Annotated in this window: 23 protein-coding genes; 3 read left to right on the top strand and 20 right to left on the bottom strand. The window is 67.7% G+C overall.

What is annotated here, in order from left to right:
- Positions 1-6: 6 nt before the first annotated feature.
- From ABTX18_RS14800 to ABTX18_RS14810, 3 genes are all read right to left on the bottom strand, one after another.
- Positions 7-738, bottom strand: coding sequence for an Imm52 family immunity protein (locus ABTX18_RS14800; RefSeq protein ID WP_352123118.1), 732 nt, complete (start codon positions 736-738; stop codon positions 7-9).
- Positions 739-1,025: 287 nt separating this feature from the next.
- Entirely contained in the window at positions 1,026-2,468 is a 1,443-nt protein-coding gene (locus ABTX18_RS14805; RefSeq protein ID WP_352123119.1) for a hypothetical protein, read from the bottom strand.
- Positions 2,469-2,799: 331 nt separating this feature from the next.
- Complete coding sequence (locus ABTX18_RS14810; RefSeq protein ID WP_352123120.1) at positions 2,800-3,345, bottom strand: ATP-binding protein; 546 nt, start codon at positions 3,343-3,345, stop codon at positions 2,800-2,802.
- 313 nt (positions 3,346-3,658) lie between these two features.
- On the opposite strand from ABTX18_RS14810, the gene ABTX18_RS14815 reads away from it, so the two are divergent.
- Positions 3,659-4,510: a DUF5753 domain-containing protein gene (locus tag ABTX18_RS14815; protein WP_352123121.1), complete on the top strand. Its 852-nt coding sequence runs from the start codon at positions 3,659-3,661 to the stop codon at positions 4,508-4,510.
- Between the two features lie 11 nt (positions 4,511-4,521).
- On the top strand, positions 4,522-4,713 hold the full coding sequence (locus ABTX18_RS14820) for a hypothetical protein (protein WP_352123122.1): 192 nt from the start codon (positions 4,522-4,524) through the stop codon (positions 4,711-4,713).
- 64 nt (positions 4,714-4,777) lie between these two features.
- Here the strand turns inward: ABTX18_RS14820 and ABTX18_RS14825 are convergent, their stop codons facing one another.
- The 3 genes from ABTX18_RS14825 to ABTX18_RS14835 form a co-directional block, all read right to left on the bottom strand.
- A complete protein-coding gene (locus ABTX18_RS14825; RefSeq protein WP_352123584.1) occupies positions 4,778-5,278 on the bottom strand; it encodes a hypothetical protein in 501 nt (166 codons plus the stop codon).
- A gap of 500 nt (positions 5,279-5,778) precedes the next feature.
- Positions 5,779-6,321 (bottom strand): pyridoxamine 5'-phosphate oxidase family protein, encoded by a 543-nt coding sequence (locus tag ABTX18_RS14830; RefSeq protein WP_352123123.1) that lies wholly within the window; start codon positions 6,319-6,321, stop codon positions 5,779-5,781.
- A gap of 19 nt (positions 6,322-6,340) precedes the next feature.
- Positions 6,341-7,792 carry an MFS transporter gene (locus ABTX18_RS14835; RefSeq protein ID WP_352123124.1) on the bottom strand — a complete coding sequence of 484 codons (1,452 nt, stop codon included), beginning with the start codon at positions 7,790-7,792 and terminating at the stop codon, positions 6,341-6,343.
- A 142-nt stretch (positions 7,793-7,934) separates the two neighbouring features.
- On the opposite strand from ABTX18_RS14835, the gene ABTX18_RS14840 reads away from it, so the two are divergent.
- Positions 7,935-8,858, top strand: coding sequence for a LysR family transcriptional regulator (locus ABTX18_RS14840; protein WP_503061152.1), 924 nt, complete (start codon positions 7,935-7,937; stop codon positions 8,856-8,858).
- 514 nt (positions 8,859-9,372) lie between these two features.
- Here ABTX18_RS14840 and ABTX18_RS14845 read toward each other — a convergent pair.
- From ABTX18_RS14845 to ABTX18_RS14910, 14 genes are all read right to left on the bottom strand, one after another.
- Entirely contained in the window at positions 9,373-10,023 is a 651-nt protein-coding gene (locus ABTX18_RS14845) for an OmpA family protein (RefSeq protein ID WP_352123126.1), read from the bottom strand.
- 8 nt (positions 10,024-10,031) lie between these two features.
- Positions 10,032-10,634 (bottom strand): hypothetical protein, encoded by a 603-nt coding sequence (locus ABTX18_RS14850; RefSeq protein ID WP_352123127.1) that lies wholly within the window; start codon positions 10,632-10,634, stop codon positions 10,032-10,034.
- A gap of 32 nt (positions 10,635-10,666) precedes the next feature.
- Positions 10,667-11,356: a pilus assembly protein TadG-related protein gene (locus ABTX18_RS14855; RefSeq protein WP_352123128.1), complete on the bottom strand. Its 690-nt coding sequence runs from the start codon at positions 11,354-11,356 to the stop codon at positions 10,667-10,669.
- Positions 11,356-11,586 (bottom strand): hypothetical protein, encoded by a 231-nt coding sequence (locus ABTX18_RS14860; protein WP_352123129.1) that lies wholly within the window; start codon positions 11,584-11,586, stop codon positions 11,356-11,358. Before ABTX18_RS14860 ends, ABTX18_RS14855 begins: the two co-directional genes overlap by 1 nt.
- A gap of 252 nt (positions 11,587-11,838) precedes the next feature.
- Positions 11,839-12,936: a response regulator gene (locus ABTX18_RS14865; RefSeq protein WP_352123130.1), complete on the bottom strand. Its 1,098-nt coding sequence runs from the start codon at positions 12,934-12,936 to the stop codon at positions 11,839-11,841.
- A 47-nt stretch (positions 12,937-12,983) separates the two neighbouring features.
- Entirely contained in the window at positions 12,984-14,300 is a 1,317-nt protein-coding gene (locus tag ABTX18_RS14870; protein WP_352123131.1) for a sensor histidine kinase, read from the bottom strand.
- Positions 14,301-14,352: 52 nt separating this feature from the next.
- A complete protein-coding gene (locus ABTX18_RS14875) occupies positions 14,353-15,237 on the bottom strand; it encodes a DUF5936 domain-containing protein (protein WP_352123132.1) in 885 nt (294 codons plus the stop codon).
- Between the two features lie 16 nt (positions 15,238-15,253).
- Complete coding sequence (locus ABTX18_RS14880) at positions 15,254-16,192, bottom strand: type II secretion system F family protein (protein WP_352123133.1); 939 nt, start codon at positions 16,190-16,192, stop codon at positions 15,254-15,256.
- A 10-nt stretch (positions 16,193-16,202) separates the two neighbouring features.
- Positions 16,203-17,540, bottom strand: coding sequence for a TadA family conjugal transfer-associated ATPase (locus ABTX18_RS14885; protein WP_352123134.1), 1,338 nt, complete (start codon positions 17,538-17,540; stop codon positions 16,203-16,205).
- 56 nt (positions 17,541-17,596) lie between these two features.
- A complete protein-coding gene (locus tag ABTX18_RS14890; RefSeq protein WP_352123135.1) occupies positions 17,597-17,965 on the bottom strand; it encodes a TadE/TadG family type IV pilus assembly protein in 369 nt (122 codons plus the stop codon).
- Between the two features lie 3 nt (positions 17,966-17,968).
- On the bottom strand, positions 17,969-18,391 hold the full coding sequence (locus tag ABTX18_RS14895; protein ID WP_352123136.1) for a TadE family protein: 423 nt from the start codon (positions 18,389-18,391) through the stop codon (positions 17,969-17,971).
- A gap of 16 nt (positions 18,392-18,407) precedes the next feature.
- The gene (locus ABTX18_RS14900; RefSeq protein WP_352123137.1) at positions 18,408-19,679 is read right to left on the bottom strand and encodes a CpaE/TadZ family protein; all 1,272 of its coding nucleotides are present in this window, start codon (positions 19,677-19,679) and stop codon (positions 18,408-18,410) included.
- Positions 19,680-19,686: 7 nt separating this feature from the next.
- Positions 19,687-20,397, bottom strand: coding sequence for a Flp pilus assembly protein CpaB (cpaB, locus tag ABTX18_RS14905; protein WP_352123138.1), 711 nt, complete (start codon positions 20,395-20,397; stop codon positions 19,687-19,689).
- A gap of 177 nt (positions 20,398-20,574) precedes the next feature.
- The gene (locus ABTX18_RS14910; RefSeq protein ID WP_352123585.1) at positions 20,575-21,435 is read right to left on the bottom strand and encodes a hypothetical protein; all 861 of its coding nucleotides are present in this window, start codon (positions 21,433-21,435) and stop codon (positions 20,575-20,577) included.
- Between the last annotated feature and the right edge of the window lie 108 nt (positions 21,436-21,543).

Here is a 21,543-nt window from a genome sequence, read left to right on the forward strand (position 1 = left end):
CCTGGGTCAGAACCTGTCGCGGTCGAACGGCACGGGCAGCGGTTCGAGGGCTCCGGCGGCGAGCAGTTGCCGGTTCGTCTCGATGATCGACCCGACGGACGGCTGCGCCGTGCCGCCCCGTGTGAGATCGATGAGCAGACCACCCGTCGCGGTGGGCGTGTACGACCCCGGCAGGCCCTCGGGAGCGAGTGCCGCACGGCCGGGCGACAGGTACACCGACCGGCCGCCGCGCGGGGCGCCGGCACGGAGACCGAACTCCGCCTTCACCGCACGGAACTCCTCCCTGCTGTACGACTCGCCCCAGTCGGGCCCCCAGCATCCGGCGAGGAGGTGCAGCACGTCCGCCGACCGGTTGATCAACTCGACGGACCCCGGAGCGGCCGTCGACTCGAGTTCCACGACGCACGAGTCGGACACCCGGTTCGCGGACCCTCCCGCGTTGATCGCGACGGTCACCTTCACCGTTTCGAGTCGCCCGGACCAGAGGAAGGACGTGTAGCCGATGTAGGGCGCGTCGGGCTCGGTGTTGGTGCGTTCCACGTAAGCCCGCACGCCGGACGCGACCCGTTCCACCGGTGCCGCGGACAGGTCGTCCTCCGACTCGGCCCCACGCCAGGTCGTGCAGCCGCCGGATCCGATCTTCGCCAGCCCGTCCAGGAGCCCCACCCAGCGCTCCGCGAGCCGGCCGGGATCCTCCGCCCGGACACCCCACAACGCATGGACCACAACGCTCAGCACCTCGTTCTCCTCCTCGTGGCCGCTTCAGCTCCGCCCCGTTCACAACCTCGTCGGAGTGTGGAGGCTCAACGGGGCAGAAGTACCCACGATCGACGGCGTGGATCCGCGATATGCCGGGCCTCGACGTCCCCGGGGTCATCGGTCATCCCCCGTGAGGGCCAATGGGTGAACCCGGGCTGCCCGGCCGCCTCTGAACCCCCCGGGCCAGGCCGTATCCGACGAACGATCGAGGACCCAAGCCCCCGGCCAAGGCTGCCCCGCCGGGGCGGGGCAGCCGGCGGGCTCCGTTACTGGGTGACGGAGTACAGCATGCGTTTCCCTGGGAATTCGCTGACGGTCCAGACGAGGTCGGCTCCGTCCCGTGGCCAGACCGAGAGGTCTTCCACGCCGATCGCCGCGACGCTGCGGTCGCCGGCGGTCAGCGTTCCGGTGCTGGTGCCGGGCTGGGTGGCCTTGATCAGGCTGCCCAGCTTCGTGGAACCGTAGCTCTGGCTCAGGTACCAGGTCCCGTCGATCACGGCCGCGCCCTGGACGGTGCCGTTCTGGTCCCATGCGGGGACATAGGGGATGCGGTAGGCCGCGTCGGCCCGCCACATCCCGTTCGCGTCGGTACGCGGGACTCCGCCGCTGGTCTCCATCGGCCAGCGGATGACCCGGCCCGTCTCATTCGGACCGGACACGTCGGCTGCCGAGCACCACTCACCGCTCACGATGTGCCGTACGGATCCGGAGCGGTCCAGGCTCGCGTAACTGGTCCTCGGGGTGCGGTCGTCCGCGGTGCACTTCTTGGCCTCGTCCTGCATGTCACAGCCGGGCAGGCCGCCTGGGAGGTCGAAGTCGTCGCATGCGGAGTTGGTCCAGCCGGTGCTCTCGGGGAGGATGTACCGGTAGCCGTGACCGTAGTAGACGCCGTCCTGCCGGCCCACCATGCGCTTCTCGGTCAGGTTGCCCTTGTCGCCCGCGGCCTTGAGATCCATGATGTCCCGCAGGTCGAACACGCGGAAACCACGGGCCGTGTCGGGCACGTACAGCTTGTACCCGTACCACACGACGCCGCCGGCGTGCAGGGAACCCTTTCCGTAGTGCTGCGACGCGCGCAGGCTCATGTAACTGGCGTTCTGGTTGACGTTGTCGTACGGATAGACCAGCAGGACGTGCGCGTACTTGCCGGTGTCCTTGTCGATGATGCTGATCCGCGCGCCCTTGACGTCGGTGTTCTTCCCGTTCTCGTCAGGGGAATCGGTGACGTCGTCCAGGTGGTACCAGGTGACGATCATCGGCCGGTGTTCGGCCGGGTACCAACCGATGTCGGGTTCGGGATCGCCCCAGACCTGATCCGCGTCGGCGTCGGCGACACTCGTCACGCCCTGGGGACGCCACTCGGGGGTGCCGCCGGCGGTTCCCGCGTCGTCGGGGTCGAAGCAGATGCTGCTGTACAGGTTCGGGATGGCGACCCCGGCCGACGCGGACAGGTTGCAGGAGCCGGACCGCTCCCGTGTCCCCGTGTTGTTCGCCTCCTGGAGGATCCTGTTGACTCCGACCGTTGGGATGTCGGCCTTGAGCTCGCTCGTGAGGCTGCCCAAGGTGGCCTGGTTGCGTACCGGCCGCAGTACGAAGTTGTCCAACGACAGGCCATAGTCCTCCGCGGCCTGGACACCCTGCTCGGCCTGAGCCTGTGGACTGCCCGGCCCGAGCAGTGCGAGCGCAACGGCCGCTATTCCGGCGGCCATTGCCACGAAACGCCTCTTCAACTGGTTCCTTCCCCGTAGCCGCCGCTCATGGCCCGGCGGCGGAGCCTCCGACCTCAGACGCGGTCGGTGCGTGTCACCGGCGACCCTACGCACCGGGGTGATCATCCGACAACGACGTTCACGAGTGGCCCTCTTGCGTCGTCTCCGCAAGGCCGAATCTGGGAATCTTCGCCCTGCTTCGCACGGGTTCGCCGGAACATGCGCGCTTTACCGAAGAACTCGTTGGAGGCGGTAGCGACGCTGCCCTTCTCCTCGCGCCAGGCCATAACCTGGACGCTCGACTGCCGCTCCGGACCTGGCCCCCCGGGCGTCAACGGGGCAGAACTGCCCACGACTTACTGCCGTGCCGGGGCTGTTCCTCCTCACACACCCCCCACTCCCCTCCCCAGTTTTCGACCACCGCCGCCAGCAGCCACAGGGCCCGTCGGCGCCGCGAACCGCAGAGGTCGGCCAGCGCGGGTTCGGCGTGGTGCGGATGCTGGTCCCAGACCAGGAGGCGGATGGCGTCGTCGCGGTGCCGCAGCGATACGTAGAGCTCCCGGCCCGGGCTCATCCTCGCGGTCACGGAGACGAGTTCGGTGACCGCGTACGTCACCGGCCACACGTACGCGGCCAAGCCGTGCGCCTCCAGCGCGGCGGCCGTCGCCGTACGCGCGATGCATGCGCTGCGGAGGTCGCCGGGGAGGGTGAAGCTCAGGGAGAGCCGGAGCACGGACCGCCCGGAGCTGCCCTTCGGACGGAGGTAGGGCTGGGGTGGGCGGGGTTGGACGGAGTGCGCGTACGCCTCCGAGAACGGCGACGGCAGATACGCCTCGGCGGTGGCCGGGCAGAGTGCGGTGAGTGGAGATGAGTGCATGGCTGACTCCCCGTTACAGGTGACGAGTTGGCGGGTCTCTCTTCCTCATGGGTGCGCACGAATGGCTCCACGCGATATGGACGACGAGCAGTGGCCTGCCCCCCTGACGCGGCCCCGCCCCTCCCAGGGGAGGAGCTTGCGGGCAGGACCGCGTGATGCACTTCTTACTTGTCGTTGCGTGAGCGGTGCGTTACTGAATGTAGCGCAAGGGGGCACTCATGTCCCAGCCTTCGAGGCAATTGCCTCTCTTGGTCTTGGACTAGACCCTCCTACGGGGACAGACTGTGTCCACCGTCGGCGGAAGAAGGGCCTCATGCCGAGCAGTTCCACTCCGACAGAGCGCCAGAAGCGGCTGGGCGCCGAACTACGCAAGATGCGCCTCGCCGCCGAGGCGACCACCGCGTACGCGGCAGGCTTGCTGGGCGTGGACCGAACGAAGATCTCCAACATGGAGGTCGGGGTCCGCCCCATCACCCCGGCTCGCGTACGTACCCTCGCCTGCAACTACGCCTGCGCCGACGACAAGTACGTCGAAGCACTGGTGGAGATGGCGGAACAGCGCGAGCGCGGATGGTGGGAGCAGTACCGGGGCACACTGCCCCCGGGCTTGCTGGACATCGCCGAGCTGGAATGGCACGCAACGCGCCTGCGCACGGCCCAGACTGTGCACCTGCCGGGCCTCCTGCACACCGACGGCTATGCCCGTGCGGTATTCGGTGCCGTGTTGCCCGCGCTGTCACGACTGGAGGTCGAATTGCGCGTGGCCCACCGGATGGAGAGACAGCAGGTCCTGGAACGCGAGACGCCCGTCCCGTACGTGGGTTACGTGCACGAAGCCGCCCTGCGCATGCAGTTCGGTGGGCGGCAGGTCACCAAGGCGCAACTTCGCCACCTCTGCGACATGTCTGAGCATGAACACATCGACATCCGTGTCATCCCGGTCAGCCGCGGGGCGTTCCCCGGTGCCGGCCACGCGATTCTGTACGCGCACGGAGTGGTGCCCCAGCTGGATACCGTCCAGCTCGACTCCGCCCACGGCCCCGACTTCATGCATGCGGAAGGCCAGTTGACCAAGTACCGTGCCCATCTGGACTGGCTGGAGCACGCATCGCTCGGCCCCGCCGAATCACGAGACTTCGTCCACGCCATCTCAGCCCAAATGTGAGGACGTTCGAGATGTCAGAGATCAACTGGGAAGCGGCCTACTGCGGCGAGGGGAACAACTGCTTCAGGCTGGGAACCGACGCTGACGGCAACGGGTACATCGCCGTCACCGGCGCCGAGGACCGCTACCTCACCGACAGCCGCGAGTCACTCCAGCAGATGATCCGCGACATAAAGGCCGGCAAGGCCGACCACCTGCTGTGACAGCGCCCGCGTCCGGCACCGCGATGCGTCGCGGTGCCGGACGCGGGACGTGCGTACGGCCGGATCAGAAGTCCCGCACGTCCAGGTGGTACGACGTGTCGACCCAGAAGCCGCCCTCGGCCCTGCCCTTGATCTCCAGCACGTAGTGCCCGGGAGCGAGGGGCGATATGCCGCCCCATATCCCCCAGGCGAAGTGGCGCTTCAGCCCTGTCCGGAACAGTCCCGAGAACTCCTGCAGAGGTACCGGAAGGCCGTTGAGGAACGCCGAGGCCTCCGCCACCTTCATGGACGGGGGAACCTTCGCGTACGCCCTGTCGATCCGCATGTTGAGCACGGGGAAGAAGATCGGCTTGCCCGTGGGGATCACGCAACGCCGCACCACGCGTCCGCCGTACGTACCGGCGAGGAACCACAGATCGCTCGGCTGATTCCACGCGGCGTGCTCCCCCGTCGTGTCCCGGACCGGGCTGACGTCGTCCGGGGCTGACATCGCCCACTTCCACCAGCGACCCGCGAGCACCCCGCCCTCGTCCGCGCTCAGCTCCCAGTTGCCGGTCGGCTCCATACCGCTCACTGCTCCCCTCCCTCGCAGGGCCCCATAACCTTGGGGCTCGCTTCGAACAAGCGGACAGTACCGGGCACGTAATCAGGGCCTCGACGGGGTCACTGATCTCCCGTGTCGAACCCCCTTCGCGGCCCGTGTGCCGGTACTGCGGTTCGGGCTCGACTCGCACTCGACCTCGTTTCGCATCCGATTCCACCGGGTCGTGGATGCCCACGACGTACGAGGCCACGACCCGGTGCACGAGGACGCGGCTGCCCACGACGTCTAAAGGCTTTTAAAGAACTCAGGGAAATAACCCCGCCAAACCCGACCCCACCCCCGTCCTGACCTGCGTCACTCGCGCGCTGTTCCCGGTGCGGCTTTCGGACTGTCCTGGACCCGCCGCAGCCGTGATCACGGCCGTGACATCACCGGCCCCACGGCCGCCGGAGCGGTAAGCAAGCGTGAGAAGGACGGATGACCCCCGTCGGAGCGGGGGCGTCCGTCCTTCTCACGCGGATTCAACAGACGCCGCCTTGAACGAGTTCCTCGGGGCGGCGGACGAGGTGATCTCCGAGGCCGGGGTCCTGCGTCCGCCACAGCGTGCTGCGCAGATCGGAACCGCGGACGAGTTGTATGCGCCAGGGATCGATCCGCAGCACGTGGTAGCCGGGATCGTCGGGACCGCCACGCCAGTAGTGGACCGGGTCGTAGCCCACACCCGGCGGGCCGCCCCGCTTGTACAGGCCCCACGCATGAAGTCTGGATTCCTCGTCGTCGGCCCAGGCGGAGACGCTGTCCACGAAGACCGCGTTCTGACGGGGACTCCAGTACGCGTACGTCGTGTGGGGGTTGCCCGCGAGGTGCGCGCTCTTGACGGGGGTCCGGTACGCGGCGAGCCAGCCGACCGGCACGCCGTCGACGATCTCCCACACGGGCAGCAGCACACGAGCGCGCGGACGGCGGTGACGGTCGACAGTGACCATGGTCGCGTATTTGGTATCGCGGATGTAGTCGAGGAAGGCGTCCTGGATCTCGGAGAACTCGCTGACGGTGTCGGTCATGAGTCTGTCCTTTCGAGGATCAGCGGGAGACGGGGACGCTGCTTCGCTCAGCGGCAGCATCCACCGCGGCGGACGGCTCGTCGCCGCGCCGGGTGCGCAGGCCGAAGGCGCTAATGACAGCGGCGACGACCGCCGCCGCGAACGGGACGAGCAGGCCGGCCCGGTAACCGTCCAGCAGTGCGTCAGGAGTCTCCGCGTGCGTGGCGGCCACGCTGACGGCGGTGACTGCGGAGAGCCCGAGGGCGGCGCCGAACTGGAAGGCGGTGTAGAGAAGGCCGCCCGCGAGTCCCTGCTCCTCCTCCGCGATCCCTTCCGTGGCCACGATGGTGAGCGGGCCGTACGCCAGGGAGAACGCGAGGCCGAGGACGATCAGGCTCGGGAACATCGCCGCGTAGCTCCAGTCCGCTCCCAACGGGAGGAACAGCCCGTAGGAGAGCACCGCAAGCATGAGCCCTCCGAAGATCACCTTGGCGTTGCCGAAGCGGTTGACCAGCCGTGGGGTGAGCGTCGGCGAGAGAATCGCGTCGACCCCGATGACCAGCATCGCGAAGCTCGTCTGCAGCGTCGACCAGCCACGCAGTTCCTGGAGATACAGCACGATCAGGAACTGGAAGCCGAAGAAGCCGGCGGCGAACAGCATCGCCGAAAGGTTCGCCCGCACCAGGGAGCCGTTGCGGAAGATGCCCATGTGGACCAGGGGCTCGGGGGAGCGCCGTTCGATGCCGAGGAAGGCCGCGAAGAATGCCAGCGCGGCCAGCAACGTTCCGGCGCTGGTGGTGATCCCGGCGTGGGCCGCACGCTCGACGCCCAGCACCATGAGCACGAGGGCAGCGGTAACGGTAAGTGCGCCGGCGGCGTCGACACGCTTACCGGATCGGTCCGGGCGTGCAGACTTGGGGACGAACGCGAGGGCCGCGACGAGGATGACGAAGGAGAGCACGACCGGGGCGAAGAAGACCCACCGCCAGCCGATGGCGGTGAGGAGACCACCGGCGACCAGGCCGATCGTGAATCCTCCCGCGGCGGTGCCCGAGTAGAAGAGCAGGGCCTTGTTCCGCTCCGGGCCCTCGGCGAAACCCGTGGTGATGATGGACAGGCCCGCCGGGGTCATGAAAGCTGCGGCGACGCCCGTGATGAACCGCGCGACGATCAGCATCCATCCCTCTGTGGCGAATCCGCCGAGCCCGGAGAACAGCAGGAAGACGGTGAGCCAGAAGACGAACATCTGACGGCGTCCGAACAGGTCGGCCGCCCGTCCGCCGAGGAGCATGAAGCCGCCGTAACCGAGTACGTAGGCGCTCATGACCCACTGCAGCTCACCGGTGGCGAGTCCGAGGTCGGCGCGGATCGACGGCAGTGCCACATTGAGCATGGCGACATCGATGCCTTCGAGGAAGATCGCGCCGCACAGGACGAGCAGGATGCCCCACTTGTGTGCGCTCAGCCCGCTCGAAGTACTCAAGGCACTCATGACGATGAACTCCTTCCGGAGTCATTGGTGTTGGTGGTGCCTCAAGCTTTCGTCACGCCCCGGACGGGAACAACAGCGATGATCGCAACGTTCGGAAAGCCACGCTTACCGATCCGAGTTCCATGCGATCCTGGAGATGCACGTGGACCAGAACGAGCTCGATTGCTTTCTCGTGCTCGCCGAAGAGCTGCACTTCGGCCGTACCGCCACCCGCCTGCATCTCTCCCGCGCCCGGGTAAGCCAGCTCATCCAGAAGCTGGAGCGCCGTGTCGGAGCGCCTCTGTTCACGCGCACGAGCCGACATGTAGCCCTCACCAGCCTGGGCAGCCGCCTCCGTGACGACCTCAAACCGCACTACAGCGGCATCAAGAACGCCCTGATGCGTGCCGCGGCATCGGCACGCGGCATCGAGGGAGTCCTGCACGTCGGCTTTTCCACGCCCTTGGCCGGCGAGATGGTGATGAAGACGATCGAGAAGCTGCGCATCACCCATCCCGAACTCGCGGTCGAGGTGTGCGAGGTGCCGCTCTCCGATCCGTACGGAATGCTACGAAACGGCGCTTTCGACCTCCAGTTGACGGACTTCCCCGTGCGCGAGGACGACCTGACCCGCGGCCCCACACTCCTCGCCGAGGACAGGGTGCTGGCTGTCGCAGCCGGGCATCCCCTGGCCGGACGGGACACGGTGACGCTTGAGGACCTGGCCCGTGTGCCGTTGCTGACGATCGCGGGAGACATCCCGGAGTACTGGCTGGAGCATCAACTGCCGACGCGCACACCCAGCGGCAGGCCGATCGCGCAGGGGCCCTCCGTCACCAACTTCCAGGAGGCTCTGACACTCGTCGCCGGCGGCAAGGGAGCCCTGCTGTCAGGGGCCCACATTGCCCTCTACCAGGGCCGTCCCGGTATCTCCTACGTCCCGGTGGAGGGAGACAAGCCCCTCGGATACGGCCTGATGTGGCGGTCCGACAGCGGCAACCGGGCGATAGAACTCTTCGGTCGCGTAGCAGGCGAGATCGCACAGGACATGGCTCCGGCCGATCCCAGGAGAGCGATACCCGGATGATCGGCCGCCCCGGGCGTCGGCCCCGGGTGATGAGGCCCTCGGCCGAACCGGCCCTCCCCGGGACCGGCTGGTGAGGCAGTAGGAGGAGACGGGACAAGCCGCGCCCGTCTCTCCAGCGCTTCCGCCGCGATGATCCTGTCCACGTACGCCGACGATCGCGTCCCGCTGCTCGGCGCCGTCATGCCCGACAGCGACGGAGTGGTACGCGCCCGCTGGGAGATCGACCCCACCCCGAGGCCCAGTCTTCAACCACCGCGCGCCCCTCGGGACGGACGCTCACAGACGCGGCAGATTCCCTCACCGCACCCCCAGCCACACATCAACTACCCGTGCAGCCAGGGTGCCAGCGCAGCGAACGCGGGCGGGATAGATCACTGTTCTCGTCACCTGAATAGGTGACGCTCCGAACTGCGAGTTTCACGGCGGCGGCATGAATGCCGCCGCCGTGCAATTCTCTCTGAGATTATGCAGCGAGTTTTGAGACCCTACAATCACTGCTGTGGTGCGGGGTACCTCAGGAGGAGTCGCCACGCGGGAAGGAGACCTCCACGCGGCGGTTCTTCTTGCGGCCCTCTTCCGTGCTGTTGTCGGCGATCGGGTACTGCTCGCCGTAGCCACGGATCTCGAACGTGACGTTCGCGCCCGTGGACGTCACCAGGACCCTCTGCACGGCGTCGGCGCGCTGCTTGGAGAGCACGTCGCCGTGTGCGGAAGAGCCGAGGTTGTCGGTGAAGCCGAAGACGCGCACCTTGGTGGCGTTCTGCTTCTTGATCTCGGCACCGATCGCGGCGATACGGGAGTTGGCGGCGGCGCTCAGTTTGGCGCTGTCCTTGCCGAAGAGCACCTCGGCCTGGAGCGCGAACTTGATGTCCGCGTTCGTATCCTCGCGCCGCTCCTCGCCGCCCTGGTCCTCAATAACCTGAATGATGTCGAGAACCTTGCCGGGAGCGAGGGTGCCGCCTTCCGGCATTTTGAGGTCCGGGTCGCTGCTGTCGAGCTTGACGGGCGGCTCGGACGAGGCCTCCGTGCCCGGAGGGAGGCTCGGCCCGTCGTCCGCCAAGGCGGTCGTAGCCCCAAACGCGGTGGTCCCCGCCAGAAGGATGGCCACGACGACAGAGCGTCCGGCAACGCGGGCCTGCCTGCGCTGTGTGCGGATTGTGTTCATGTCGACCATCACTCAGAGATCTTCAGCGTGGTGGTGGCGAATGTCGGCAGGAAGAAGTCAACTTCCGCAGTACTGCTAGGCGGTGCCGGGAACTGCATGAACACCGGCGTCGACTTCCCGGGCTGGATCGGCACAATACCCGTAGTGCAAAGGCACCGGCCTTCAGTGTCCCGGAGAATGTAGTAGCGCTTCTTTCCAGTCTTGTCGATCAGCGCTGCTCCAGCGACCGAATTGGGGTTCTTGTTGATGAGTTGGAGTTCGGAGCCTGCCCAACCGCCGGAGTTCTTCGCCTGGTCGCTGTCATTCCTGATCTCGCCCTGCACCGTAATAAAGCCGCCAGAGTCACGCTGCGCCTGATTAACGACGAGCGTGACCCCTCCTTGCCCCTTGACTTCTGCGAGCTTCACATTCGGGTCCACCTTGTCCCCGGCAGCGGTGTCCTCTCCCGCGCCCTTGTTCTCTCCAGACGGCTTGGCGGATGACGATGAGCCGGCATCCTCCTTGTTTCCACCGTCATCGCCACCGCAGCCGGTGACAACGAGAGACAGCACAGCCGCCATCGAGGCAGCCGCCACCGCCCTTCGGGACTTCATGGTGCGCCGAATGCTCATGGGTTCAATTTCCTTTACTGGTTCGTTCGCTGTCAGTCGTCGATCAAGTGCACGGCGAAGATGGTCTTGGCGACGGACTCCCACAGTTCCGGGTGGGCGGGATCGACCTCAAATCCGTCACTCTGGCCGTCACAGAACAGAGTGGGTATGGGAAGCTCCGGCTTGCCGCCCTTATCCTCTCCGTCGTCCCCCTCATCGGATCCCGGGTCATCGCTCGGCACATCCTTGAGCTTCGGCGAGCACCGGAACTCGATGACGGCGGTGGCCGTGGCGTTGCCGTGTGTGGTCTTCGTACTGGGGATCACCGAAGAACCCACCGTGTAATCGGTTTCGACGCTGACGGTAACCCTGTCCCGCAGGAAGCCCTCGTCCCAGCCGCAAGGAGACCGACCAAAACGGTCGTTGCTATGGAGGTGCGAATCGTTGGCATAGGCCAACTGCCGCGCCTTCCAGCAGCCAGCGTCAAAGTAGCGATGGTTCTCCAGGAACTCGTTGAGGCCGTTGGGCTCCCGCAAAGCGGCGAGAAAGGGCACTCCCAGGTTGTCCCGGGCCTCCTGAGCGGCAGCGAGCGCGGCGGCATCCGCAGCACCCTGGGCACCGTTCCGCGTGGCGGAGGCCTGACCGACAGCAAAGAACGCGAACGCGAGGAAGAGCAGGCCCACCACCATCACAATGTAGATGGGGAAGGCCTGCCCTGCGTCGCGCTGTTTGCGTCCCAGCATCAGCCGGCGGTGATGGAGCCAACCAGGCCCGTGATGCGAGCCGTGATCGCGCCGCCGATGCCCGCAGCCACCATGCCACCGATGATCGCGACGACCACCAGGATGATGCCGAGGTACTCGAAGGCCGTCTGGCCGCGGTCCGCGGTCTCGTAGCGCTTCTGGATCTTGGAGACGGCGGTGTTGGCCCAGCCGTTGACGCGGACGGCGGTCTTCAGGGTGATGTTCGACATGGTGTTCCCCTCCAGATTCGGCCGACCGACTGCCGGCCGACTCGCAAGTTCCTTTGTCGTCACTCCCGTTACCGGCTTCCTCCTGGCCGGTGCCGTTTGCGACATGAGAAACATACGGCGGAACACCATGCCCACCAGAGGGTCCCAGGGCCCATTCCCGGGCCCAATCCAGCAGTTGGGCCCTGAGCGCGCGGGGCTGGGTCCCCGGGCCCGTACGCGCGACGTCTCGCTCGATCCCCCGATCAGTCATGACTACCTGTCTCCCCGTGTGGCAGGTCCGGCAGCCGACGCCGTGCCGAGCCATCGGGCGATCGCCTCGCTGCGGCTGCCGCTGTGCAGTTTGGTGAAGATGCGGTTGATGTGGTTCTTGACCGTCTTCTCGCTGATGAAGCACGTGGCGGCGATCTGCTGATTGCTCATGCCGGACGCGATCAGGTCCATGACCTCCACCTCCCGTGAACTCAGTCCGTACTGCTGCCGGTCCGGGGGCGCGCTCGACCCCCCGGTTACCGATGACTGTCCCATATTTGGTTGCAGGTGCGAAAGACCCTGAGCAGAAACGGCCGGTCGTGCACCATATGGAGGCCGTTGGGGGGTCGGCAGCGGCATGGGCGAATGTGCATACGCATCGTACTGCTGCGGCAGCCCGGGAGTGTGACCGTCATATCCGGGCTGCTGGTACGGGACGCCAGAGGTGAGTGCCGTACCGAGGCCTTCCGGCAGGACCGATCCCCCGTGTCCGGGGCCCTGGCGCATGTGGGCCAGGAGTGCGTTCGCCGCCGTGGCGGTGAAGTGGGCGCGGCCGCTCTGCGTGTCACGTACGGCTTGCACAAGCTGGTCAGCGGTGAACTCGCCGTGCACCAGATAGCCACCCGCGCCCAGCCTCAGCGCCTCGTGGACGATCTCGCTCTCGCGGCTGTAGGTCAGCATCATTACGGGGGCGACCCGCACCAGGTGCGGCAGTGCGGAGATGCCGTCCACGCCCGGCATGCGGACGTCGAGCAGTACGACGTCCGGGCGGTGCTGCACGGCCATGTCGTACGCCTGACGGCCGTCCGCGGCCTCGGCGACGACCTCGATGTCGTTGCGGCCGGACAGCAGGACGCCGAGGCCGGCCCGGACCACGGGGTTGTCGTCGGCGACGACGACCCGCAGCGGGCCGGGGGCGGGCAGGTCGGGAGCAGCGGGGAAGGCGGGCATGGGGCCGGATGCCGCGGTCTGCTGGGGGCTGGGGAACCCCGGGGAGCTGGATTCGGAAGTGACTGGCGTGGCGTGCGAGGACGTGTGCTGGGAGGCGTGGTGCTCTGCCGCCCAGTTCTGGCCCGAGGCGCGTGAGACGTCGTCCGGCATTCTGCGACCTCCTCTCATGGTTGGTGGGGACGGGTGGGGGGAGCGGGTCAGTCGAGCGGTGCAGCGGGTGGTGCTTGAGCCAGGGCGGCCAGGGGCAGTTCCAGGCGGACTTCCGTACCGGTGACCGCCTTGCCCTTGCCGATCCGGATACGGGCGCCGATGGACGCGGCGCGTTCGACCATGCCGACGAGGCCGAAGTGGCCGGCGCGGCGGAGGTCGTCGAGTGTGACGCCGGCGGGCAGGCCGCGCCCGTCGTCGTACACGCTGATCCGCAGGACGTCGCCCTTCACCCCGGCGAGCACGACGAGGTAGGTGGGGCGGGCGTGACGGTTGGCGTTCTCCATCGCCTCGGAGGCGATGGTGAGCAGTTGCCGGGCGACCACCTGTGGCACGGGCGGCACCGGGGCGTCGTTGAGCAGCCGGAACGTCGCGGTGAGGCCGTGGCGTCGGGTGAAGTCGTCCGCGCGGGCGTGCAGCTCCGCCACCACGTCGATTCCGCCGTCGAGTCCCGACTCGCGTCGCAGGTCGGAGAGCAGCTCACGTGATTCCGCTGCCGCGCGGCGGGCCGAACGGGCGACGAGCTCGGCCTGGTGCTTGACGGTCAGCGGCTCCATCCGGTCCGAGGAGCTGGCCAGGCCGTCGGCCGCCATGGCGAGGCCGTGGAGCGTCTTGGCCACGGAGTCGTGCATTTCTCGGGCGAGCCGGGTGCGTTCACCCTCGATGGCCTCATGTACTGCCAGCCGTGCCCGGGTCTCGGTGAGGGCTTGACTCGCCGTCCCGAAGCGGAGCAGCAGATTACGCAGGGTGACGCCGACCGCCCCGGCAATGATGCAGAAGCCGGGGAGGAGCAACGCGGTGGCGTCACGGGCATCCAGTTTCGTGTCGGTCCCGTACACGCCGAAGATGATCAAGGTCTGGAGTGCGGCGAAGACGGCCGCACCCCGCCAGCCATAGACGAGCCCGGCGAGCAGCGGCGTACAGACCGTGACGTACGCCAGGGTGGATTCCGGTGTGGCGGTGATCAGCAGCAGGGCGCCGAAGAGGGCGTCGACGCCGAGCAGCCAGGGGTGGCGCAGGAAGAGCGGGCCGAAGCGCTCCCAGTCCCGGAAGAGGACGTAGGAGCCCATGAAGGTGACGAGGATCGCCGCGCCGATCAGCCAGGTGGCCAGGCCGGGTGCGGTGCGGTCGATCGCGAACGGTGTCGCTATGGCCGTCATCGCCAGCCGGAAGCCGAAAACCTGACGGCACATGGCCTGGAGCGCGTTGAGCTGGATCGCGAAGGCCGGCTGCGCGCCCGGGTTCGCGAGCGCTTGGCGGATCTCGTTCGTCAATCCTGGTTGGGAATCGCTGAGTTGGAATGCCATGCGCCTGTCACCTCCTTCAGCTCGTGGTAGCGACTTTCCCCCGTCACGCGGCTCATCCCTTGATGAACGAGAAGTCGACGTCGGCCCCGTACACGAATCCCACCGTCAGCATGAGCAGCGTTCCCGGGAGCAGGAACGACGTGACCGCGAAGGTCGCCTTCGGGACGGCCTTGGCCGCCTTCCGGCGGGCGTTCTGCGCGTCCGTACGGCGCATGTCGTTGGCGATCTGGATCAGCGTCTCGACGATCGGCGCACCCAGCTCCTCGCCCTGCTGGAGCGTGGTCACGAACATCGCGACCTGTTCCGAGTCGTTGCGTTTGCGCAGCTCCTCGAAGGCCTGCCGCCGGCTGACGCCCATGTCCATCTGGCGCAGCGTGATGCGGAGTTCGTCCGCCCAGGGCCCCTCGTACTTCTCGGCGACGCGCTCCAGCGCCTGGCGGAATCCGAGGCCCGCCGAGACGACGACCGCGAGGACGTCGAGGAAGTCGGGGAGGGTGCGCTCGATGTGCTCCTTGCGGACGCGGACGGCCGACCAGATGCCGACCTCCACCCAGAAGGCGCCGAACGCGAGGAGCAGGATGGAGACGAAGATCTGGCCGCGCATCAGGGTCGACAGGGCGCCGAACACGCCGAGCGCCCCGTAGACCGCGCGCCGGGCCGCGTAGCGGTCGATGGTGAGGCCGCCGGGGTTGCCGGCCATGTCGATCTGGTGGCGCTTCTTGTTGACGGCCTTGGGGCCCATCATCCTGAGCACCGCAGGGGCCCACCGCATGCCCATGCGGTCGATGCCGGAGCCGACCGCGCTGGTGCGGGTGGAGCCGACCTCCAGGGCGATGGCGAGGTCGCCGGGGAGCTTGGCGTCGGCCCGGTACATCCGGATGCCGGCGATCGCTCCGTACACGGCGAGACCTACGACGAGTGCGAGCAACAGGTCCATGTGTCCGCTCCTTCCCTCAGACGTCGATACGGGACAGGCGGCGGATCACGACAAATCCGATCGCGTACAGGACGAGCGAGACGATGACCGCGACCTGGCCGATGAACGCGCCGGTCATACGGTCGAGTGCGCCCGGCATCACGGCGTTCATCAGGAGCATGGCTCCGATGCCGAAGCCGGGGACCGCATAGGCCGTGACGGTGACCTGCGACAGCTGGGTCTTGACCTCACGCCGGGTTTCCTTCCGCTCTTCGAGCGTCTCCGTCAGGTTGCGCAGGGAGCTGACGACCGTACCGCCGGCCCGGTTGGACAGAACGAGGGTGGTGACCAGGACGACGAGTTCGCGCGACGGCAGCCGGTCGGTAAGTTCGCTGAGTGCGTCGTCGAGTGATTCACCGACGCTGAGGCGGCGCGCGACCCGGGCGAGTTCCTCGCCGGCCGGGTCCTCCAGCTCGTCGGCCGCCATGGAGAGCGCGGTGCGCAGGGCGAGACCGGCCTGGGTGGCGTTGGCGAGGATGCGGGAGAGCTCGGGGAGCTGATTGATGAAGCGCTCGGTGCGCTTGGTGCGCTGGTAGTTCAGGAAGGCGTTGGTGCCCCAGAGCCCGATCAGCGCGGCGACCGGGCCGAAGAACGACGCCAGGACCGACGAGGCGATCATCCAGAGTCCCGCCATGGCGACCAGCGCGTAGACGAAGAACTCGCCGGGCGTGATCTCCAGGCCGGTGGCAGCGAGCTTCAGCTCGATCTTGCGGCCCAGTCCGGTCTTGCGGAGCCTGCGGTCGACGCCCTGGAAGCGGCGGTGGCGTCCGACGGCCTGGATCTGGCCGGTGTGCGAGAGGCGGTCGACCAGCGCGTCGCGGTCGGCCTTGCCGCCGGCGTACGCGTGCAGGCCCATGACGCCGAGCACGCCGCAGACGAGCGTGGCGCCGATCGTGAGGAGGGGGAGATTGTCCATGGCGCGGTACCTACTTGGCCTCTCGGGTGGCGAGCTGTTCGTCGGACGAGGCGACGCCGAAGGCCTGGGGAATGGGCTGGCTGGCCATGTAGAGGCGTTCGGCGACCTTGCGCGGGAGCGGGAGGTACTGGAACTGGCCGTAGATCCGTCCGTCGGCGGCCATCGGCTGGGGAATGAAGCGGGCGACGCTGACGATGCGGTAGTTGTCGCGGCCGTGCGAGTCGAGGATCGCGATCTCGGTGACCTTTCGACCGCCGTCCGCGAACCGGGTGAGCTGGACGATCACGTCGACGGCGCTGTTGATCTGGTCGTGCAGGGCCTCGAAGGGGATCTTGATCTCCGACATCGAGGCAAGGGTCTGCAGACGCATCAGCGCGTCCTCGGCGTTGTTGGCGTGGACGGTCGCGAGGGAGCCGTCGTGGCCGGTGGACATCGCCTGGAGCATGTCGAGCGACTCGCCGCCACGGACCTCACCGACGACGATGCGGTCGGGGCGCATACGCAGGGAGTTGCGGACCAGGTCGCGAATGCTGATCTGGCCCTTGCCCTCGACGTTCGCCGGGCGGGACTCCAGCCGGATGACGTGGCTCTGCTGGAGCTGGAGTTCGGCGGAGTCCTCGATGGTGATGATGCGCTCGTTGTTGGGGATCAGCCCGGAGAGCGCGTTGAGCAGCGTCGTCTTGCCGGTGCCGGTGGCTCCGGAGACGATGATGTTGAGCTTGGCCTGGACGAGGCCCGAGAGCAGGATCAGCATCTGTTCGTCGAGCGAACCGAAGTTGATCATCTCCTGGAGGGTGAAGGCCCTCGGGAACCGTCGGATGGTGAGCGTCGCGCCGGTCAGGGAAAGCGGTGGAATGATGACGTTGACGCGCTCGCCGCTGGGCAGACGCGCGTCCACCATCGGATTGGACTCGTCCACGCGGCGGTTGACGGTCGACACGATGCGCTCGATGGTCTGCATCAGCTGTTCGTGCGAGCCGAAGCGCATCGGGAGCTGTTCGACCTTGCCGCTGCGCTCGACGAAGATCTGGTCCGGTCCGTTCACCATGATCTCGGTGATGGACGCGTCTTCGAGCAGCGGCTCCAGGATGCCGAGGCCGAGGGCCTCGTCGACGACGCGGCGGATCAGCTGCGAACGTTCGACGGTCGAGAGGACGGGCCCTTCGCGGCTGATGATGTGTCCGAGTACGCGCTCCAGGCGGGCCCGCCGGTCGGCAGCGGCCAGCGAGGACATCTCCGCGAGGTCGATCTCCTCAAGCAGCTTGGCTCGGTACGAGGCGACCATATGGCCGTCCTCGCGCCCCCCGCCGTGCTCCTCGGGGGCGGTGATGCGTGCCCGCAGGCTCATGGTGCTGACTCCTTGGTCCGGGCTTGCCGGTGTGGTGCGGGGATCGGTGCGGTCGGTTATTCGCGGGGCATGGTGGAGGTGCGGGTGGCCTTGTGGAACGAGATGCCGGGGATGATGCTGGGGATGACGACATAGGCGGTGGCGGTCACCGTTTCTGTGTCGATCGACGTAGGCACGTCCGCCTCGTCCGCGAGCCAGCCGCTCATCGCTTGCTTACCGGCGAGCTCCGGATCCATGGGTGGCCGCTCGTGGCTTGCCGTGCGGGCAGCCACCCGCGCGGCCGTCCCCGCCTGGTTCACGGCGTACGCGGCGATGCCCAGCTGGATGGCGCACAGCGCGACCAGGAGCAACAGGGGGATGAAGCCCAGGTACTCGATGGCGACCTGGCCTCGGTCGCGCGCGGACCTTCGCTTGTTCCCGGTCATGGATCAGCCCTCCCTCGCGGACGCTGCTTCGCCGGTGACCTTCGGGCCCCAGTCGAGTACTCCGGGGACCAGTACGGGGACGGTGAGCGTCACCTTGGCCTCGTACAGCGCGGACCCCGGAGCAGCGGGGCAGTCGTAATCAGCCTTGTCGTGCCAGGCGCTCGGCAGGTCCTTTTCCGCAGCCTGCACGCAGGCGGCCCGTTGGTTCCCCTTCGCGAGGTTCCCCGCCCGCGCCGCCACATCCGCCGCGTTCCCGGCCAGGATGAACGTGTAGCCGAACAGCGCGCACTGCCAGAGCGCGACGAGCAGCAGGATGATCAGTGGCGTGACCCCGACGAACTCGATCGCGGTCTGTCCGCGGTCGCGGTCACGCCTCCGCTCACGCCTCCTGCCTATTCCGGTTTCCGCCCTCTCGGTGGTCGCCATGGATCAACCTGCCCCCTCAGTCGGTTTTGCCACGGCCCGCGGAATCGCCCCGTCTGCGGGAGCGCCCGATCGAACCCCGGTCGTTTTTGTACTTGCCGCTGCCTTCCGCCCCGGCGGGGACCTTCACCAGTCCGAGTTCGCCCGCCAGGGCCCAGAGCGCCTGCTTGACGACGCTCCTCGCGTCCAGTTCGTGCATGCGGCCGGCATCGACCGCTCCTTGAAGTTCCTTGAAGTTGGCGGGGATCGCCGTGCCGGCGATCCGGGTCCCGGTGATCTTCTGGATCAGTGGGGGCTGGATCTCGGTGTTGCGGTTGTAGCGGTTGACGAGGGTCGTCGTCTCTTCCGCCTTGCGGATCTGGAGCCGGTCCCACATCCGTACGATGCGCTTCGCGCCGCGTACCGCGACCACATCGGGTGTCGTGACGAGCAGCGCGATGTCCGCCATCTCGATGGCCGCGGCGTTGGCGCCGTTCATCTGGCTGCCGCCGTCGATGACCACGACCTCGTACCGCGAACGCAGCGCGCTGACGATCTGCCGGGCGGACCGGTCGCTGACCTCCTCGCCCCGTTCGCCCTCGCCGGGTGCCAGCAGCAGGGCGAGCCCGCTGGTGTGGCTGAACACGGCGTCGGACAGGACGCGGGGCGAGATGTCGCTGATCGCGGCCAGGTCGACGATGGAGCGGCGGAACTGCACGTCGAGGAACGAGGCGATGTCCCCGGACTGGAGGTCCATGTCGACCAGGGCGACGGTGTGGCCCGATGCCTGGGCCGCCAGGGCCAGCTGTACGGCGGTGACCGTCGCGCCGACGCCGCCCTTCGCGCCGCTGACGGTGACGACCGTGCCGCCGGGGCCGGTGAAGACCTCGGCGCCCGCCCCCAGGTGGCGGCGGACCCCGACGGACCAGCCGGCGGCGGCCTGGACGCGCTGGGCCAGCTCCTCGTACGAGAGGGGCAGGCCGACCAGGCCGCGGGCGCCGGAGTCCATGGCTGCCGAGTAGAGCCCGGGGCTCGCGTCGGCGGTGACGAGCACGACCCCGACCGCCGGGAAGCGCAGGGCCACCTCCCGGATCAGCTCGAGGGCTGGAACCGGACCGATCCGCTCGTGCACCAGCACGACCTCGGGCAGCTCGTCCAGCGACTCGGCGGCGAGCCGGGCCAGGGTGTCGAGCAGCGCGGTCGAGTCACCCAGTGGCCCGGCCGGCTCCGCGTCGGGGAGCTGGCTGAGCAGCGTGGTGATGGATCGGGCGGCGTCGGCATCGCCGACAGCCGGGAGGATTCGTGTGCTCATCCGGTCCTCACTTGTTCTTGTCTTCGTCGAGGTTGTAGCTGCCCTCGCCCGGACGGAGCGTGGTCGGGCTGTCGTTCGGCAGGAGGGCCAGCCGGACGTGTTCCGCGAAGGACTCGGCGTAGGCGACGCGCTGCGCGTCGGTGGTGTCCAGGGCGAAGGTGATCGGCACGGCCTCGCTCGGGCCGCTGCGGTCGCCGCTCTTCGGCTCGAGCGCGGTCAGATCGCCGACGTCGATGACCTTGGCGTTGGGCACGATGACGCGCGAGGTGGGCTGTTCCTTGTCGTTCTGGCCGGCGAACGTCGCGTAGATGTTGACCAGGTTGCCCGGATTGATCTTGCCGGCGACACCCGTCGCTGCGTCGATCATGATCGCGATCTCCTGCTGCCCGCTCTCGAGTGCCGGACGCTTGACGATCATGTCCTCCTGGAGCAGCGAGCCCGCGCGGAGGTTGGTGACGGCGATCTTGCCGTCCAGCACCGAGAGGTCGGTGACGGCGTTCTTGGACAGCCACCGCTTCGGCATCGAGACCTTCTTGAACTGCCCCGGGTCCAGCGGCCGGTAGGGCGCTATGTTCGCTTTGACCTGGTAGGCAGTCACCTCCGGACCTACCTTCGAGTTCACATCACTGATCACCGAGAGCACACCGGCGAACGCACCGAAGGCGCAGAGGACCGAGAGAAGGAGAAGGATGACGCCGCGGCGTTGCCGTGAGTTCATGAGCGGAGCAACCTCGTTGGGAGACGTGGGGTGATGAGCGGACAGAGGAGCGGAGCGGGGTCGGGCCGTCGCGGGTCACGCGGTGGCGTCCGTCCGCCCTTACGGAACGGACCGGCTGCGCCGTGCGCTGTCGGCCGGGCTGTGGGGGCAGCGCCGGCACACCGCCGCCGCGATGGCTCACGACCCGTGGTGCATGGGTGTTCCTTGGTTCAGGACACCGGAACCGAACGTTTGGTTCTCCGGCGGTTTCAGCGGGGCCGAGCAGAGACCGCAACGGTCGCCGATGAGTTCATTTCCGCACCAGGTGCAGACCTCCCTGCGAACCGAAGAAACCAGCTGATAAATCAGTGAGATATCGGGCAGGAAGGCGGCGAATTCGATCATCTTCGAACTGCCCCACCATGCGGGCGAATCCGCGGGCAACGCGACTTCGTGCACGGCCTGTGTCTGCCAGGCCGGGGCGATCGTGGACGTCACCCACTCGGATTGCAACTGGCCTTTGGCCACCAGCAGATGGGTGGCGAATTCGGGCCCGGCGAGATCCCCGGAGCCGATCTTGATCAGCTGCGGGTTCGGGTTGGCCAGCACACCGAACTGCGAGCCGGGGACCCACGACTTCGCGTGCGCCTTCAGGCTGACGGGAACCCGGTCCAGCTTGGTGACCGAGTTCAGCAGCGCTCCGGCGTAGATGTAGTGGGAGAGCAGCCTCGCCGCGGAGGCGACGACCCCGGCGCTGAAGTCACAGATGGACAACTGCCGCAACTGGCGCACCAGTACGGCCACGCCCAAGGGGGGCAGATCCGACTTGATCAGCGCAATCCGGTCGCTCTCCAGCATGGAGCGGATCATGTGCAGCCGTCGCTCGTGGGCGGCGGGGATGCTGGCGGGGTAGACCGCGATGACGTAGCCGTGCTGCTCCAGGAGCAGGTGCATATCGCCCAGCGCCTGCTCGAGCGGATGGTCGTCGGGCGCCCGCAGGACCACCGCCGGGGGCGTCTGCTGATCGGTCGGGGGCAGCACGAGGTCAGCACTCGTCACTGCTATTGCTGTCGGCACGCTGTTCTTCCCCGTTCGGCTCCGGCCGCCGCGTACCGCCGGCCGCAATCGTCCTGCCAGGTGCTCCTTACCCAGGCGCTCCTGCCTCAG

It is taken from the genome of Streptomyces sp. NPDC096323, from assembly GCF_040302845.1.
Classification (GTDB): domain Bacteria; phylum Actinomycetota; class Actinomycetes; order Streptomycetales; family Streptomycetaceae; genus Streptomyces.